The sequence below is a fragment of the Adhaeribacter soli genome, assembly GCF_008727925.1.
GTDB lineage: Bacteria > Bacteroidota > Bacteroidia > Cytophagales > Hymenobacteraceae > Adhaeribacter_A > Adhaeribacter_A soli.
In genome coordinates, this window is record NZ_VTWT01000001.1 from 126686 (window position 1) to 142191 (window position 15506).

The 15506-nt window shown below is 47.5% G+C and carries 13 protein-coding genes; 7 read left to right on the forward strand and 6 right to left on the reverse strand.

What is annotated here, in order from left to right:
- Positions 1–13: 13 nt before the first annotated feature.
- Positions 14–1567, reverse strand: a complete 1554-nt coding sequence (locus F0P94_RS00480; RefSeq protein WP_150901741.1) for a DUF3943 domain-containing protein — start codon at positions 1565–1567, stop codon at positions 14–16.
- 778 nt (positions 1568–2345) lie between these two features.
- Here F0P94_RS00480 and F0P94_RS00485 point away from each other — a divergent pair.
- From F0P94_RS00485 to F0P94_RS00495, 3 genes are all read left to right on the forward strand, one after another.
- Positions 2346–3143, forward strand: coding sequence for a HipA family kinase (locus F0P94_RS00485; protein WP_150901742.1), 798 nt, complete (start codon positions 2346–2348; stop codon positions 3141–3143).
- A complete protein-coding gene (locus F0P94_RS00490) occupies positions 3121–3504 on the forward strand; it encodes a DUF3037 domain-containing protein (RefSeq protein ID WP_150901743.1) in 384 nt (127 codons plus the stop codon). Before F0P94_RS00485 ends, F0P94_RS00490 begins: the two co-directional genes overlap by 23 nt.
- Positions 3505–4071: 567 nt before the next feature.
- Positions 4072–4764 (forward strand): alpha/beta hydrolase, encoded by a 693-nt coding sequence (locus F0P94_RS00495; RefSeq protein WP_150901744.1) that lies wholly within the window; start codon positions 4072–4074, stop codon positions 4762–4764.
- A 184-nt stretch (positions 4765–4948) separates the two neighbouring features.
- Here F0P94_RS00495 and F0P94_RS00500 read toward each other — a convergent pair whose 3' ends face one another.
- Positions 4949–5422, reverse strand: coding sequence for a GyrI-like domain-containing protein (locus F0P94_RS00500; RefSeq protein ID WP_150901745.1), 474 nt, complete (start codon positions 5420–5422; stop codon positions 4949–4951).
- A gap of 541 nt (positions 5423–5963) precedes the next feature.
- Here F0P94_RS00500 and F0P94_RS00505 point away from each other — a divergent pair.
- The 3 genes from F0P94_RS00505 to F0P94_RS00515 all read left to right on the forward strand — a co-directional run bounded on the left by F0P94_RS00505 (position 5964) and on the right by F0P94_RS00515 (position 8486).
- A complete protein-coding gene (locus tag F0P94_RS00505; protein WP_150901746.1) occupies positions 5964–7121 on the forward strand; it encodes a zinc-dependent alcohol dehydrogenase in 1158 nt (385 codons plus the stop codon).
- Between the two features lie 13 nt (positions 7122–7134).
- A complete protein-coding gene (locus tag F0P94_RS00510) occupies positions 7135–7659 on the forward strand; it encodes a hypothetical protein (RefSeq protein WP_150901747.1) in 525 nt (174 codons plus the stop codon).
- A 269-nt stretch (positions 7660–7928) separates the two neighbouring features.
- Positions 7929–8486, forward strand: coding sequence for a DUF4142 domain-containing protein (locus tag F0P94_RS00515; RefSeq protein ID WP_191906870.1), 558 nt, complete (start codon positions 7929–7931; stop codon positions 8484–8486).
- Between the two features lie 336 nt (positions 8487–8822).
- Here F0P94_RS00515 and F0P94_RS00520 read toward each other — a convergent pair whose 3' ends face one another.
- A complete protein-coding gene (locus tag F0P94_RS00520) occupies positions 8823–9215 on the reverse strand; it encodes a response regulator (protein ID WP_150901749.1) in 393 nt (130 codons plus the stop codon).
- A gap of 8 nt (positions 9216–9223) precedes the next feature.
- Positions 9224–11770, reverse strand: coding sequence for a PAS domain-containing sensor histidine kinase (locus tag F0P94_RS00525; protein ID WP_150901750.1), 2547 nt, complete (start codon positions 11768–11770; stop codon positions 9224–9226).
- A 763-nt stretch (positions 11771–12533) separates the two neighbouring features.
- Here F0P94_RS00525 and F0P94_RS00530 point away from each other — a divergent pair.
- A complete protein-coding gene (locus F0P94_RS00530) occupies positions 12534–12869 on the forward strand; it encodes a hypothetical protein (RefSeq protein ID WP_150901751.1) in 336 nt (111 codons plus the stop codon).
- Between the two features lie 581 nt (positions 12870–13450).
- Here the strand turns inward: F0P94_RS00530 and murA are convergent.
- Both murA and F0P94_RS00540 read right to left on the reverse strand, forming a co-directional pair.
- Positions 13451–14758 (reverse strand): UDP-N-acetylglucosamine 1-carboxyvinyltransferase, encoded by a 1308-nt coding sequence (murA, locus tag F0P94_RS00535; RefSeq protein ID WP_150901752.1) that lies wholly within the window; start codon positions 14756–14758, stop codon positions 13451–13453.
- Positions 14759–15394: a DUF4290 domain-containing protein gene (locus F0P94_RS00540; protein ID WP_191906871.1), complete on the reverse strand. Its 636-nt coding sequence runs from the start codon at positions 15392–15394 to the stop codon at positions 14759–14761.
- Between the last annotated feature and the right edge of the window lie 112 nt (positions 15395–15506).

Here is a 15506-nt window from a genome sequence, read left to right on the forward strand (position 1 = left end):
AATCCCGCTTCCCTTAATTATACCGGCCGCGGCGTTGCGGGTCTTCCAGGAAAAGCTGCAGGAAAATTTTCTGTTCGGTAATGGAAGAACGCTGGTCCGGAAAATCGCGCAGGTTCCGTTTGGTGGCGTAGCCGAAATGTTCGTAACCCAAACTCAGGTTTTTGAACAGCCTTACCGTTACCCGCGGCCTTAAAATGCCAATGGAATTGCTGCCTTTCAGGCCTTCGAAGGTATGGAGCCAGTAATGGTAATACACGAAAGCGGCCGTGGCATATTTGCCCAAACTTAAGGTAGTTTCCAGTTTTCCCTGAAAGCCGTTGGTGAACACATAATCGCGGAAACCTAGCGAATCGGGGGCGGAGCGGGTGCTGTTGCCGGCCAATGGTACCACGCCCAGGTGCAGGTTGGTGTACAGGTTTATCTGTTTGCTGACAGGCACTTTCGAGAAAATACCCCCGCCGTAGCTTAACGAACCCAGCACAAAGTTCCGGGTATTCCAATAGTCGTAATACTGGAAAATACCGGTAAGCAAACTTACTTTTCCAACCTGGGAATTTTTGCCAAATAAAATGCCGTATCCCGTAATGTTGTTGATCGCCCCGCCAATGGTATCTGCCGAACCGATGCTGAAATCTGCCCGCAACCGGAAAAGGTCGAAGGGTTTGCGTTTACGGGTTTCGAAGGGGTTGCCGTAATCGAGCTGGGCGCTCAGCATGGCATTGTTTCCTCCCGGTCCGAACACATCGTTCTGAAGGTCGTTCAGGCGGTGTACGCCGGCAAATACGGTTATATTCAGCGGTTCTTTTTCATACACTTCCTTGTTGGTTACCTGGCGGGTTTTGCCTTGCAGGAGCCGGTTCACGCCGCGTACCGGGTTCAGGATACCCGCGGCAATTTCCCGGATCGTCCGTTCCGTGCCCCTCGTGCGGTCGTCGAGGATGTTGGAGCTAAGGCGGTAGAGAATTTCCCCCAGGGCCACGCCGTTCAGAGGCGTATAAATCATGTCGTTGTAAGAGGGCAGGGTGTTTTCGCCGAAGTACTCCCAGGTAAGGCTTCCGGCCACTGCAAACGGCAGGCTCTGCCAGTAATTATACCCTTGCGACCGGGCGGCATTAAAATACAGCGTTCCCTGGTAGGGGTGACCAATGAAATTGATCCCGAATTCATCGGTGTCCCATTCCGGGCCTTCCTTTAAATTGCGTTTCCAGGAACTGAAGCTTACGTAGCCGTAATCGGCTTTGGCAATGTAGCGGTTATAGCCCATAAACAGGGCATTTATGCCAATTACCTGGGCGGCCGGTTTCCAAAGGGGCTGCCTTGGGTTGTACTCCGGGTCATCGTTAAGAAGGTCGCCGTACTTATTGAAACGGGTGGTGTCGAGCAATACCGCATTGGCCGGTTCGGGGCCCAGGGAATCGGAAAATAATTTCTCTTTCCGGGCTTTAATGCGTTCGAGTTGTTGTTCGCGATTGCCTTTTCCGGGCTTGATGGAATCGGGGGCGGTAATTACCTGGGCTTGTAACTGAGCTGCTGCTAAAAAGAAGAAAATTGTATAAATAAACTTCATAAGGTGTTCGTTTCACCGGCAGGAAGCGGAAAAAATGCCGGTGGCTGCTGCTTTATTGCTTTCCGCTTTTTTCAGCCTCTTACGGAAAATATTAAAAATGGTATATTTTTAAGGCGATAAACTGCCGGTTAATTATGAAAGGCGTGCTATTGCTTGTTTTTCAGGATCTTACCGAAAACGGTAAGAATGGTAGGAGGAATGACATAAAAACTGAAGGGGGATACTGAATGGTAACTAATAAGTTCTCTCCTTCATGGTCTGATTCTATCCCATAGGATTTCCTGATAGAAAAATTCATTGCCGTCTGCTTTAGCTGACGGATAAGAAGCGATATTTTTAATGGCTTCAGCCTAAACTTTACTTCATTTGATGGTTTATCAACAGGAAAAATTTGGCTAAAGCCGGAAATTAGAACGCCTCTAAACCGTTCCGGTTCCAAACACCGGAACGGCAATGAAATTTTTTTAGTGTTTATCCTATTTAGCTCTGGTTATTGGATAGGATTTGCCTTCAGGGTAGGGGCGTTTCTTGATAGGGGATTCTCCCATTGAGCAAGGAGGAGTGTTTACACTTGCTGATATTTATCCAATAACATGTTTACAACCCGATGTATGCTCAAGGGTATGGTCATTAGCCAGGATAATACACCCTGAAAGTGAAAAGCTCCAAATCGGAAATATAGCTGCAAAGCCGAATTCTCAGAAAAATGGGCTAACTTTCCTGCCGGTTTTCACCCGGACGTTCCGGGAAGAAAGCAGCAAAATTCTAAACGGTTAACATGAAGGTAAACCCGCCCGAAATCAGGTCCGTGGAAGTGATCCGGTACGTTACGCCCTTGCGGGAAGGCGGGTCATTGCCGGCCATTGTGGAAGCAGACGATGAGTTTTTCTACGTGCTCAAATTCCGCGGTGCCGGGCAAGGCGTGAAAGCGCTTATTGCCGAACTGATTGCCGGTGAACTGGCCCGGTTGTTGGGTTTCCACATTCCGGAGATCGTATTTGCCAGCCTCGATGAAGCCTTCGGCCGCGCCGAACCCGACGAGGAAATCCAGGACCTGCTCCGGGCCAGCGAAGGCCTGAACCTGGGCGTGCATTACCTTTCCGGGGCCATTACCTTCGATGCCCTGATCACGAAAGTGGAGCCTTTGCTCGCTTCCCAGCTCGTGTGGTTCGATTGCCTGATCACGAACGTAGACCGCACCGCCCGCAATACCAACATGCTGATGTGGCACAAGGAATTATGGCTGATCGACCACGGGGCGGCGTTTTATTTTCACCACAATTGGCAGAACTGGGAAGAACAGGCCAAACGGCCCTTTATCCAGGTACGGGACCACGTGCTGCTGCCCCAAGCTTCCGAACTCGATGCTGTAGATTCAGCTTTCCGGGAGATCTTAACGCCGGAAGTTATTCACGCCATAGTAAGTTTAATTCCAGACGCATGGCTTACCGGCGATTTCCCATTTGAGACACCGGAAGAAAACCGGAAGGTTTACGAACAATTTTTAAATACCCGGCTGGCGAATGCAGCAGTTTTTGTAAAAGGAGCGAAGGATGCAAGAGAAGCACTTATTTGAGTACGCCGTTATTCGGGTGGTGCCCTGTGTGGAAAGAGAAGAATTTCTGAATGTGGGCGTAATTCTGTACTGTGCGGCACAAGGCTTTTTACAAACCCGGTACACGCTGAACGAAAACCGCTTATGCGCCTTTTCCGGAAAAGTAGATGTGCAGGAATTGCAGGAACGGCTGCAGGCGTTCGAACGGATCTGTGCCGGCCGCAAAGAAGGCGGAACGATCGGACAATTGCCGGTTGCTTCCCGGTTCCGGTGGCTTACAGCAGCCCGGAGCACGGTAGTGCAAACCTCTGCCGTACACCCCGGCCTGTGCACCAACGCCGAGGTAACGCTTGACCGTCTTTTTGAGCAACTGGTGCAGTAGGGATTACTTTTTTAGCTGATTCTGATACAGTTTCGGCTGCTTTTAGGTGGTCAGAAATATTTTATGCAGTAGTCTTACCAGTTTTTAAACAATAGTTTCAACTGCATCGCACATATAATAACCTCGATAATACGGAGATTTCTTTCCAGCTTTAGCTGGCGCAAGTGTTAAGTGTCACTTAGGCTTGAAAGACAAAAGTCAGTCTCCAGACTAACTTATACTGAAATCAATATCCCATCTTCATAAAAAGCCCTCCCCTAATTCAGGGGAGGGTTGGGTGGGGTCACGGAAGTCTGAAGACTTCCCCTTGTTCTTAGGTCCAAGTGACGCTTACGCTTAACACTTGCGCCCGAAAAATACACTGCCTTTTTCGGGCTTGTTGACTATTATATTGCCACTCCGGAGACTTTCTGAAGTTTTTAGTTACTTGCAGCAGGCACAGATCGACTGCCGGCATGCCTATTCTTCGAAAATCTGTAAACCGCGCCAATTCATTCCATTTTCCGTAAAACAACTTATGGATCCTTCCGGAACCGGAGGGAAGAATTAAGCGGAAAGGGTAGGCAAATGGAGGCAAAAAGTAATGTTTATAAGATCGGTCGTTTAACGGCCAGACCCGCAAAAAAGCCGGAAACGACGGAAGTAAAAAAAGGGCTGCAAAAGTTGACACTGCAGACGGATAATAAAGTGCTGCTCTACATTCCGGAAACTTATGATGCCAACCATCCTGCCGCCCTGGCCCTAATGCTCCACGGCTCGGGTGCGCCGGCGGAACAGGGTTTGTCGCTGCTCCGCAACTATGCCGATTCTCGAAACATTATTTTACTTGCTCCGGTAGCCCGGGAATACACCTGGGATATTATTGCCGGCCATGCCTTCGGTCCGGACGTGCTGACGATCGATCAGGCGCTTGAGCAGGTATTTTTCCAATATACCATAGATCCAGCCCATATTGCCGTAGGCGGTTTCTCCGACGGCGCTTCCTACGCCCTGAGCTTAGGCCTTACCAACGGCGATCTGTTTACCCACATTCTTGCTTTTTCCCCCGGCTTTGCCTACACCCTTTCTACGAACGGAAAGCCCGCGGTATTTATTTCGCACGGTATAGACGATCCGGTTTTGCCCATAGACCCATGCGGCCGGCGAATTGTACCGCAACTGGAAGATAAAGGCCTGAAAGTAGACTATCACGAATTTAAAGGCATGCACGAAATACCGGCAAATATCTCCGAAAACGCCGCAAAATGGTTTCTGAAATGATCATTACGGGCACTGATGCAACATGTAAGAAGATACAATTCTGCCTTTAATCTGAAGCGAAATGCCTTCAGAGATCAGTAATAATAAGGTGTTTTTATTCCGGAAACGCTGCCATTTTAGCACAAAAAGTAGCCAGCCTACATTTTACACCACCGCCTGAATTTTCTGCAAGATCCAGCGGGTTTTAGTTTTTTTCGGCTGGAAGCCTACGGACAATATCGGTTTGCCAATGGGCAGGATCAGGCTTTATGGCTGGATCGGTAGGGTAAAATTCGATGCATGGATTCAGTAGTTGTATATTGTTTTGCCGGGCCCAGGTTCCCAGCGCCATGTGAGCTTCCGGAATCTGCGTGTAATTGCCCATGTGGGTGTAAACGGCATAGCGGCCGGCGGGAAATGTTCCGGCAGAAACCCGTGCATCGCCTGCATGCAAAACCTCAACCGGTACCCCGACTTCTGCCGTCATTATGCCGTTATCCATATCCAGGTAATTAAAGAAAACAGGGCCGGCAGGCTGAATTTTATGAGTTTCCAGCCATTCATAAATTTCCGGGATCAGCGGGGGCAGTTTAGTGGGAATCTCAGCCATTTGCACCTTTGTGCGGATAGCCAGATAAGGCTGTTCGGGCCGGTTTTCGATTTTAGGTTCCATATTCATTTACAGAAATTTTGGTAGTTATCTTTTACAAAGGACGTTGCAGGTACACCTTCAAAATTAAGGAACATCGTGTAACTCCGGAAATTAAGGAGGCAGTTTGAAATAATAAATTTGAATTGTTTGAAATGGAAAGAGAGTTAATATGCCTTAAAGTATAAATGCTGAAAAACTGTCAAAGTTCGTACTTAAAGCCACCTTGTCCGGTTTCTGGAAGGGAGACGGCCTAAAAGTGTTGCGGCAAGTATTATTTTCAAAACCAGTTGAGGATTTGTGAATTGGTTTTCAGAATAATTTTATTTCTAATGTTTTATCAAAAGGTAACCTGTTTTCTGCAATTGGGTTTCACCTCTACCCAAATTACCCCTTTATTTTTTTGATCCTTCCCTATCATTTTTCCGTAGTTCGGGCCGGTAATGAAACTTTAAAACCCAAGGTAAGTATTTATACCCTCGGAATTAAATGGCTGGATGCTAATTACCAGGCTTCAGTTCTTTAAGGGTTTTGTTCGAGTACATGTCTCACTTTAACTAAAAGAAGATTTATGTTAGCAACCAATTACAGGGGAATCCGCCGCATTCGCGTCAGTGAGAAACCCATGCCGGAGATCAAGCATCCGGAAGATGCCATTGTACGGATAGTGCGTTCCTGCATTTGCGGGTCCGACCTGCATTTATATAATGGCAATGTGCCCGATACCCGGGTAGGCATGACCTTCGGCCACGAATTTGTCGGCGAAGTAGTGGAGATCGGCTCCGAAGTTACCAAGCTGAAGGTAGGCGATATGGTAATGGTGCCTTTCAATATAGCCTGCGGCCGCTGCCATTACTGCAAGCAGGGTTTGTTCGGTAACTGCCATGAAGCAAACTCGGAAGCTACGGCGGTGGGAGGGTTTTTCGGCTATGCGCATGTAGGTGGCGGTTACGACGGCGGCCAGGCAGAGTATGCAAGGGTCCCTTACGCTAACGTAAGTCCGACTGTAATTCCGCCGGGCATGCATGTGGAAGATGCGGTGTTGCTAACCGACGTCGTGCCGACTGGTTACCAGGCTGCCGAAATGGGTGGTATTCAGAAAGGCGATACCGTGGTTGTTTTCGGGGCTGGCCCGGTAGGTATTATGGCTGCCAGATGCTCCTGGCTGTTTGGAGCGGGCCGGGTTATTGTGCTCGACGATATCGACTACCGCCTGGAATTTGTGAAGAACTATGCCAAGTGCGAAGCCTACAACTTTAAGAAAGATATGGATGATCCGGTGGTTTTCCTGAAAAAACAAACGGATTGGATGGGGGCCGATGTGGTGATTGATGCCGTAGGCGCTGAAGCAACAGGCAGTGCCCTGCAAACCATTACCGGCCGGAAAATGCTGCTTCAGGCAGGTTCAGCAACTGCCTTGCATTGGGCTATCAACTCAGTTAAAAAAGGCGGTATCGTATCTATTGTGGGGGTTTACGGGCCTACAGATAACCTCGTGCCGATCGGTAATGCCATGAACAAAGGCCTTACCATCAGGGGCAATCAGACTGCCGTAAAACGCCACCTGCCTCGCCTCATTGAGCACGTGCAAAATGGTATTCTGGAACCAAGAAAAATTATTACCCACCGCGTGCCATTGGAAGAAGCCGCCGACGCTTACCGGATCTTCTCCGATAAACTGGATAATTGTATAAAACCGGTACTTATTCCACCATCAGCCAGAGTGTAAAAATACCTTAACCATGGAAAAAACAATGAAAGATTATTCGCATATTAAAGGGTGGGGCATCGATTACGACCCGGAGAACGACCCGACTTACCCAATGAAACCGCACCGGACAGATGCAGAACAAACAGGTTACAGTTGGGAAAGGCCAACCCAGCAAGTACAAGATATGGAAATTCTGAAATCTATTGAACGTCCGAACATAACTGCCGTTTTTGGCACCTCGACCCCGCCCAAGTATTTGAGTGGCATGATCCGGCGTTACGCCTACAAATACAGTGAATCGAGCTGGGCCCATTGGTTTCCATTAGTACTGGCAGACAGGGTAAGCATGGTAGAAGGCATTGTGGAGGATCTTGCTCACGGCCATGTTCCTAATATATTAGGTGAAAAAGGTTACAAAGGCAAATTCAAGCACGACAAAGTAGGCACTATTTCCCGCTTAGCAGTAGGTACCCTTTTGATCGGCGGGGCCATTATGCTGCTGAACGGAAACGGTAAAAAGAAGAAGAAAGACAAGCTCAAACGCTATTCTTCGTAAAAAAAAGTATCGCTTCCTGAAACAGTACTGCAAACAAGCTAAAAAGTGCCGGGATTTAAATGCCCGGCACTTTTTTATTTCAGAAGGATTGAAAATTAATTAAGGGAAATAAAGATTATGTTGCGCTGCCCATAGCTTTTGAAAATGCCTTGCCATTTGGTAGCGGGAGGGAGGCGAACTCTGGGATAGCCGTCACGTATTGCTTAAGTATAGGCAAATTGGATTTTCGTATGAAGTTTTTTAAGGCATTTCTTTTCTGTTCAGGAGCTTTGGCCTGGAGTTTAGCAGGCTGCAGCACTACCAATCCGGAAGCTACCTCCACTGCGCCTGGCCCTCGCGATGCCGCTCCCCGTACGGTAGCTGTAATCGACAGCGGTGCGATTTCGTCGGAAGTCCCTGTCGACACTACCAGTTTCCCGGTGGTAGCTGCCAGCAACGACCTTTTCGAATTTCTGAGCTGTAACTTGGCGCAAAACAAGGCGAAGCATCCGGACGTCAAAACCTTTGCCGGGCAAATGATCTCGGAGCACACCAAAACCTTGAACCAGTTAAAAAGCTTTGGCAGAGACAAGAATCTTTCCCTTGCAACCTCGCCTATTCCGATGCACCAGCGCATGATTGCCCGGCTGGAGCGCGAAAATGCCAACGACTTCGACGAAACGTTTATGGAAATGCAGGTTTCGGCTCACGAGCAGGCAATTACGCTTTTCGAAACAGCTGCCAAAACTGACACCGATCCGGATCTTCGGGCCTTCGCGGCCAAAACCCTACCTGTATTAAGAATGCACCTCGATATGGCGCGTAAAACAAAAGCTAAGGTAGATTAAATCTTTTTCTAAGTAAGAGGACGTTGGTATCGGGATTGAAAATGTGTAAAATCCTGTAATTCAAATAGGTTGTGTAATTTGTTTGTCTTTCAGGTTAAGTAGTTACTTGGTTCCTGCTACTTATTTACTATGACTTGTTTCCATGCCGTACTTTTTTGCCTGAATGGGTGCTTACGCGAACGTAAAACAAGGTAAGTTTAGGAATCAGCTCCCTTTTAGATTTGCCGCTGGCATTAGCCTGGTGCTCCCTACAGTTATAAGGATATAAATTCAGTGAACAGGTATTGATTGCCTTTAATGATAATATTCCTCACCGTCTGCTTTAGCTGGGATTAACTAATTATAAATGCCCGTATGAAAGCGGATGAGCTGAATATCTTCCGACTTTATAGGTTTATGAATAAAAGCCGCCACCAGGTCGTAATCTTTCGACCGCATTTCATCATTCAGGTCGAGGGAAGAGGTTAAAATGTAGATCTGGGTCCGGCTTTTTAACCTTGCGGCCTGGGGGGAAAGCGCATCCAGAAATTCCCAGCCGCTCATTACCGGCATGTTCAGGTCCAGGAAGATTACCTGCGGCAGTAAATAATCCGGGCATTGCTCTAATGAGGTTAATGCTTCTTCGGCTGAAATAAAGGTCTGCACTTCTTCACAAAGCCCTTCCCGTACAAGCCAATGCCTGGTCAGAAAAGTGCTTAATTCATCGTCATCTATTAGAAATACATTCATGTTCTTGCTTATTTCAGTTGAATTAAAAAAGTGGTGCCATTGTCCACTTGGCTGCTTACTTCAATCTGACCGCCCATGGCTTCGATGTGGGTTTTCACCAGAAACAAACCAATACCCCGGCCTTCGGTGTGGTGGTGGAACCGTTTGTAAAGTTTAAAGACCTGGTCCCCGGCTTTTTGCAGATCGAATCCCGAACCATTATCCGAGAAGGAAATAGTAGTGCCCTTAAAGCCCTGCTCCGTGGTTGCGATGGTAATTTGCAGGCGGCGCTCCGGCGAACGGTATTTAATGGCATTGGAAAGCAGGTTGTAAAACACGCTGTGCAGGTAGGTTTTATTGCCGTGCACGAGCGTGCCTTCCTTAATGTCCAGCTTTACCTCAGCCTGGCAGCTTTCCAAAGACTCCTGCAGGCTGGCTACAGCCTTGCGGCAATTGGCGGCCAGGTCTACTTTTTCCAGGCCAATGTTGTCTTTATTGTCCCGGATGGATAGGATCTGGTTCAGGTCTTTTAAAACGCCATCCAGGCGGAAAACACTCGTCTTCAGGTTGGCCAGCATTTCCCGGAAAACCGGCGTGTCGGGGTTGGTTTCGGTCAGTACCTGGGCGTAGCCCATGGCGTTTGCCACCGGGCCCCGGAGATTGTGCGATACAATGTAGGTGAACTGCTGCATATCGCGGTTTTGCCGGTAGAGGTCTTTGGTTAGCTGTAACTGGGCGGCTTCGGCTTCTTTGCGGTAGGTAATATCGGTTTGGATAACAATGTAGCGGCTCAGCTTGCCTTCGTTGTTCAGCACCGGCGAAAAATCGAGGGCGAACCAAAGCTTTTCGCCGGTCTTTTTGTAATTCAGGATCTCTTCCCGGAAAGGTTTGTGAAATTGCAGGTTATTTTTTATCCGGGCAGATACGGCCTGATCGGTATCCGGGCCGTGCAGCAAATGCCCTGCATTCTGGCCGATGGCTTCGGCTGCCGTATAGCCCGTCAGGTTGGTAAAGCCTTCGTTCACCCATTCAATTATCTTTCCGGCATCTATAAAAATTACCCCGTTTATAGTTTTATTGGCCACCAGCGAAAGTTTTTCCAGTTCCTGCCGGGCTTTTACCTTTTCGGTTACGTCGGTAAAATAAACTGAAAGGCCTTCTTCGGAAGGAAAAACCCGGACTTCAAGCCAGATAAGTTTATGGTTCAGGAAGATCTCGAAATGAATTGATTCCCCGGTTTCGGCGGCCTGTTTTAATTGCTTAAAGTATTTTTTATAGGCTTTGCCCAGGTTTAGAACCGATAATTTCTGTCCGATCAGGTCGTTGCGGTCTACGCCCAGCACCCGGGCAAATTCGCTGTTTATGGAAGTGAAATGCCAGTTGCGGTCCAGCGTAAAAAAGGCATCCGTTATGCTTTCGAAAATGGTATTCAGTTTCTGGGCCTGCCGCTGTACCGTTTTATAGTAGGTGGTTACCTGGGTAATGTCTTTGGCAATGGTGTAAACGGCAGCTATTTCGGAACCGATCTTTACCGGTATTTTATTTACTTCCAGTATGCGGTTTTCCTGCCCGCAAACGGGTAATTCGAGCTCGAACTTTAATTTGTTGCCTGCAAGCACCCGTTGGATCATTTCTTTGCATACGGGTACTAAATCGGCCGGCAGGAAAGAGTAAATGGAATGGTTTACCACATCGGCTTTCTGCACGCCGAACTTATGCAGCAGGGCCGGGTTTACGTCCAGCACCATGCCGTTGCGATCTTCCAGCAGAATGGTGCTGGGGTTGTTCTCGAAAAGCGCTTTGAAACGTTGTTCGCTTTCCTGCAGCTGCTGCCTGGTTTGGATGCGCTCGGTAATATCGTGGGAGGTAACGATCAGGGCATTGATCTTCGGGTTATACAACTGGTTAATTACGGTTACTTCCACCCAATGCCAGTTTCCGGTTGCATCCCTGAACCGTAATTCCGGGATCTGAATCGGCTGGGTAGCTGCCAGGGTTTCAGCTAAAAGCGCCTGTAATTTTGCCAGATCTTCCGGGTGGGTGAATTCCAGAAAGCTCCGCCCCAACAGGTTTTCCGGACGATAACCCAGGGAAGTTAAAGCATTTGATGAACCGCCGATGTAAATATATTCCCCTTTTTCATTAATCAAAGCGGCCATGTCGGTGCCGTGGGCAACCAGGATCCGGTACAAGGCTTCATGCCGAAATTCCCCGGTTTGCACAATATTTTTTGCCGGCAACTCTCTGCCGATTGCCACCAGAGCGCCTTCTTCCCCCGAAGGGGAAAGGGACCACTGAATTCTTTTCCATTCTCCGGTTCTGTGTTGCAGTTGCGTTTCAAACAAGGGTGCTGCCAATCCCTGGGTTAGCCGGTCGAAGCCCTGCCGCATCGTTTCCCACCCGGAAGCGGAGCAAAGTGTTTTAATTGACCGGCCCGTAAGCTCTTCCGGCAGGAAGCCGGTTAAGGGGTAAACCCCGCCGCCAGAGAAAAGGAATTCCCCATCCTGATTTAAAACGCATATCAGATCGTTCGCGCATGAACATACGCTTGCCAAAAAATCATAATTCTGATTCATTTACCCAGTAACTGGTATTTAATCTGTTAAATATATTTAATTGGATTATTTGAGCTTTAGTAAATTTTGTTATTTTTAATTTTTCTTAGTAGGTGAGGAAGTCGGGCGTTATGAGTGGATGGGGTGAGATTATATCTATTTGCGTACGTTTTATTAAAACCAGGGGTAAAACTAGGAATAATATGAAAGATTACATAATGTTCTTGTCCGGTTTTTTTTCTTTTCAGGAAATGTAAAAAATATAACGTTCGAAAATATCAGAACCGGAAGCTTTTTGTAAATAAATCCAGTTTTGTATTAAAAGGAAGAACATGAAGATGGCATGAAAAAACAAGCCGGTTTACCTGGCTGTAAATTTAGAGCTGTCTTTGTAAGCCAGTTTAGTTGAACACGATTTTAAAGATTGAGAAGATAGACAGGATTCCATGTCATAGGAATTAATTAAAATTCAGCAGAAAGGCGAGGGATACTTAGAAGATAGAAAATTGCTGGTACTCCATAAGGGTTAAAGTGCCGGGTACTAGCCAATGCCGTTGTTGCGTGTTTTCACCATAGCAATTTGCTTGACGGGATTTGTAATTACTACTGTACGAAAAGCAGATTATCCTATTGATAATCAGTAATATATAAACAGTTTGTATTTGTAAATATTTGTTTAAGCCATAATAATTGAGCTAATGCATTGCGAATGAGTGTTGTAGGCTTATGCCTAAATCCAGAAACGACAAGCCCAGAAAGCAATAACCTGTAAAAAAAGCAGAAAATGACGGTAGATAAGCTTTTGTCCTACTTGCCGGACTCCGTGATAGCAGCATACCGGTATGTTTCAGGGCAGCTTTTTGATAAGTACTTTATGGGTGATAAGTACTTTATGGGCAGCCAGGATAAAAAGAGCCTGACCATTAAAAGCTTCGACTCTACGATGGTAGCAGCCTCGGCAGTACTTTTGAAAGAAGGAATGCCAGTGGGCAGGAAGCTTAAAGAAGGCTTAGGAAAAAAGCAGGTAAAATTCAGCATCAGCCTTAGCAATGGTTTTCCGGTGGAGGCCGCTTTAGCCGGGAAACAAGCTTATCTGAGTGAAGATGTTGCCTTGGGGTAATTTGTGTTAAAGACCAGTAACTTAAAGAGCAGCAGGTGCTTGTTTTTGACCGGGGCATCAGCAGCCGTGATTTTGGTGTAAAGGAAAGAAAACAAGATCTCAAGTTATAAGATTGCTAAAGAGAAATTTACAGATGAGTTAGAAATGTAAATGATAAAATTCCTGGTAGTTCAATACAATGGAGATCCTAATAAAGTAAGACAACTTATTGGCTATCATAAGCTTTGGTGACTTTTCGTGCAATAGTGATTTGTAATCCCGTCAAGCAAATTCTAATTATTAATTTGGTCGAGTGCTAGCAGTACGCCGGTCTGTGCGCCACAGACCGGGATGGAAAGTTCTGCTAATTTTAAGATCTGTCATGGGTAGCCTGGCCGAGGAAACTTATGGGACTGCATAGTGGGAATTAATTGTAAGACAAATCTCGGTACGCTTGCTTTATCATAGAAGTATGTATAAGTTTCCTCAACTTCGTTCGTGATGACCAAATAAATTGGAAATCAAAGACCTGAGTGCGTACAAAACAAAAAGTCCGCAACTTCTACAAATTGCGGACTTTTTTAGCTTACGAATATATCCTTTTAAATCCGGGTAATTTGCGCGCCCAAGGCATTCAGGCGCTGGTCTATTTTCTGATAACCTCTATCAATTTGTTCCACGTTGTCGATCACGCTTTTGCCGTCAGCAGATAGGGCGGCAATTAGAAGTGCAACCCCGGCGCGGATATCCGGCGAGGTCATGCGGATGCCGCGTAAACTTACCTGTTTGTTGTGGCCGATAACGGTAGCACGGTGCGGATCGCAAAGGATGATCTGAGCACCCATATCGATCAGTTTATCGACGAAGAACAGGCGGCTTTCGAACATTTTCTGGTGGATGAGTACCGTTCCTTTAGCTTGCGTCGCTACTACAAGTGCAATACTGAGTAAGTCAGGGGTGAAGCCCGGCCAGATCTGATCGGCAATGGTTAAAATGCTGCCGTCGATGTAGGTTTCGATGGTGTAGTTTTCCTGGGTTGGGATGTAAATATCGTCGCCGCGGAATTCCATTTTAATACCCAATTGGCGGAACGTATCCGGAATTAAACCAAGCTCCTGGATCTGGCAGTTTTTGATCGTGATTTCCGATCCGGTCATAGCGGCCATGCCGATGAAGGAACCGATCTCGATCATGTCCGGCAGCAGCTTATGCGTAGTGCCGCCCAGTTTCTCCACGCCTTCAATGGTTAGCAGATTCGAGCCGATGCCGGAAATTTTGGCGCCCATGCGGTTCAGCATTCTGCAAAGCTGTTGCACGTAAGGCTCACAGGCGGCATTGTAGATCGTGGTCAGGCCTTCGGCCATTACCGCGCCCATCACAATGTTGGCAGTACCGGTAACCGAAGCCTCGTCCAGCAGCATGTAGGTGCCTTTCAGGCGGCCGTTGGCATTGATGTGGAAGAACTCGTCGGAGGAATCGTATTTGAATTTTGCGCCCAGTTTTTCCAACCCGATAAAATGCGTATCCATCCGGCGACGGCCGATCTTATCGCCCCCCGGTTTCGGGAGTTTGCACATGCCGAAACGTGCCAGCATCGGGCCCATGATCATCACGGAACCGCGGATTGCCCGGCCCAAATTGACAAACTGCTTGCTTTCCAGGTATTCGAGGTTGATGTTCCGGGCCTCAAACGTATAGGTTTCCTCGTCTTCGCGGGTAACGGTAACGCCCATTTCGCTGAGCAGCTGGATGAGCTTTTGTACGTCGACGATGTCGGGGATATTGGTAATGGTAACGGGTTCTTCGGTTAAAAGTACGGCGCAAATAACCTGTAGCGCCTCGTTCTTAGCGCCCTGCGGGGTTATTTCGCCGCTTAATTTCCGGCCCCCGATTACTTCAAAAGATGCCATTTATTGATTTTTGTGTTTTGGACGGTGCTGCTGGTGCTGACCGTGTTTTTTATGCTTGTGTTGCTGCTGCTGCGGTTCTTTCTGCGAATAGGTTTTTTGCTGCTGAATTCCCGGGCTCACATCGAACAAGGTGCTGGTTTCGCCGCCCGTTAACTCAATGTTCAGTTTCCCCTGGCTTAAGATCTTCATTTCAGAAAGGATCACTTCGTCGGAAACGGTGTCTTTGTTGTAGGCTTTGTAAAGCGCTTTCATCAGTTTGCCCAAAGCAATAATGCCGGCGCGGCGTTCGTCTTCGTTTTCGATCTCGCTTACTTTCTGCACCAAGGCTTCAACGTTCTTACCATAATGCTTGAATTTCGGAACCTTGGTTGGGATCTCAACGCGTTGTGGTTTGTCGTTCAGATATTCCATCGCGCTCAGCTCAAATGGAGCATCCACATCCAGCTGCCCGTCGGCCATTACAAAAAGGTGGTTCCAGAGCTTTTGCTGGGCATCCTGCACGCTCCCGATGCTTGGGTTCAGGCGGGCCATCAGGTTCACGAGCAGTTGCGCCGCGCGCGTACGGTGGGCCCGATCGTCGAGGGTAAGGATGTATTTTACAAGGTTGTGCACGTTTATTCCGTATTCGCGCAGCAATAATTCTTGCTTAAAGGTTGAACTGGCTACCATTTTAGGGATTTTAGAAGCTCAAAGTTAGAAATTTTTTCGATGTTCATAGGTTCGATATTCGATTGTTCGATTCCCTTAC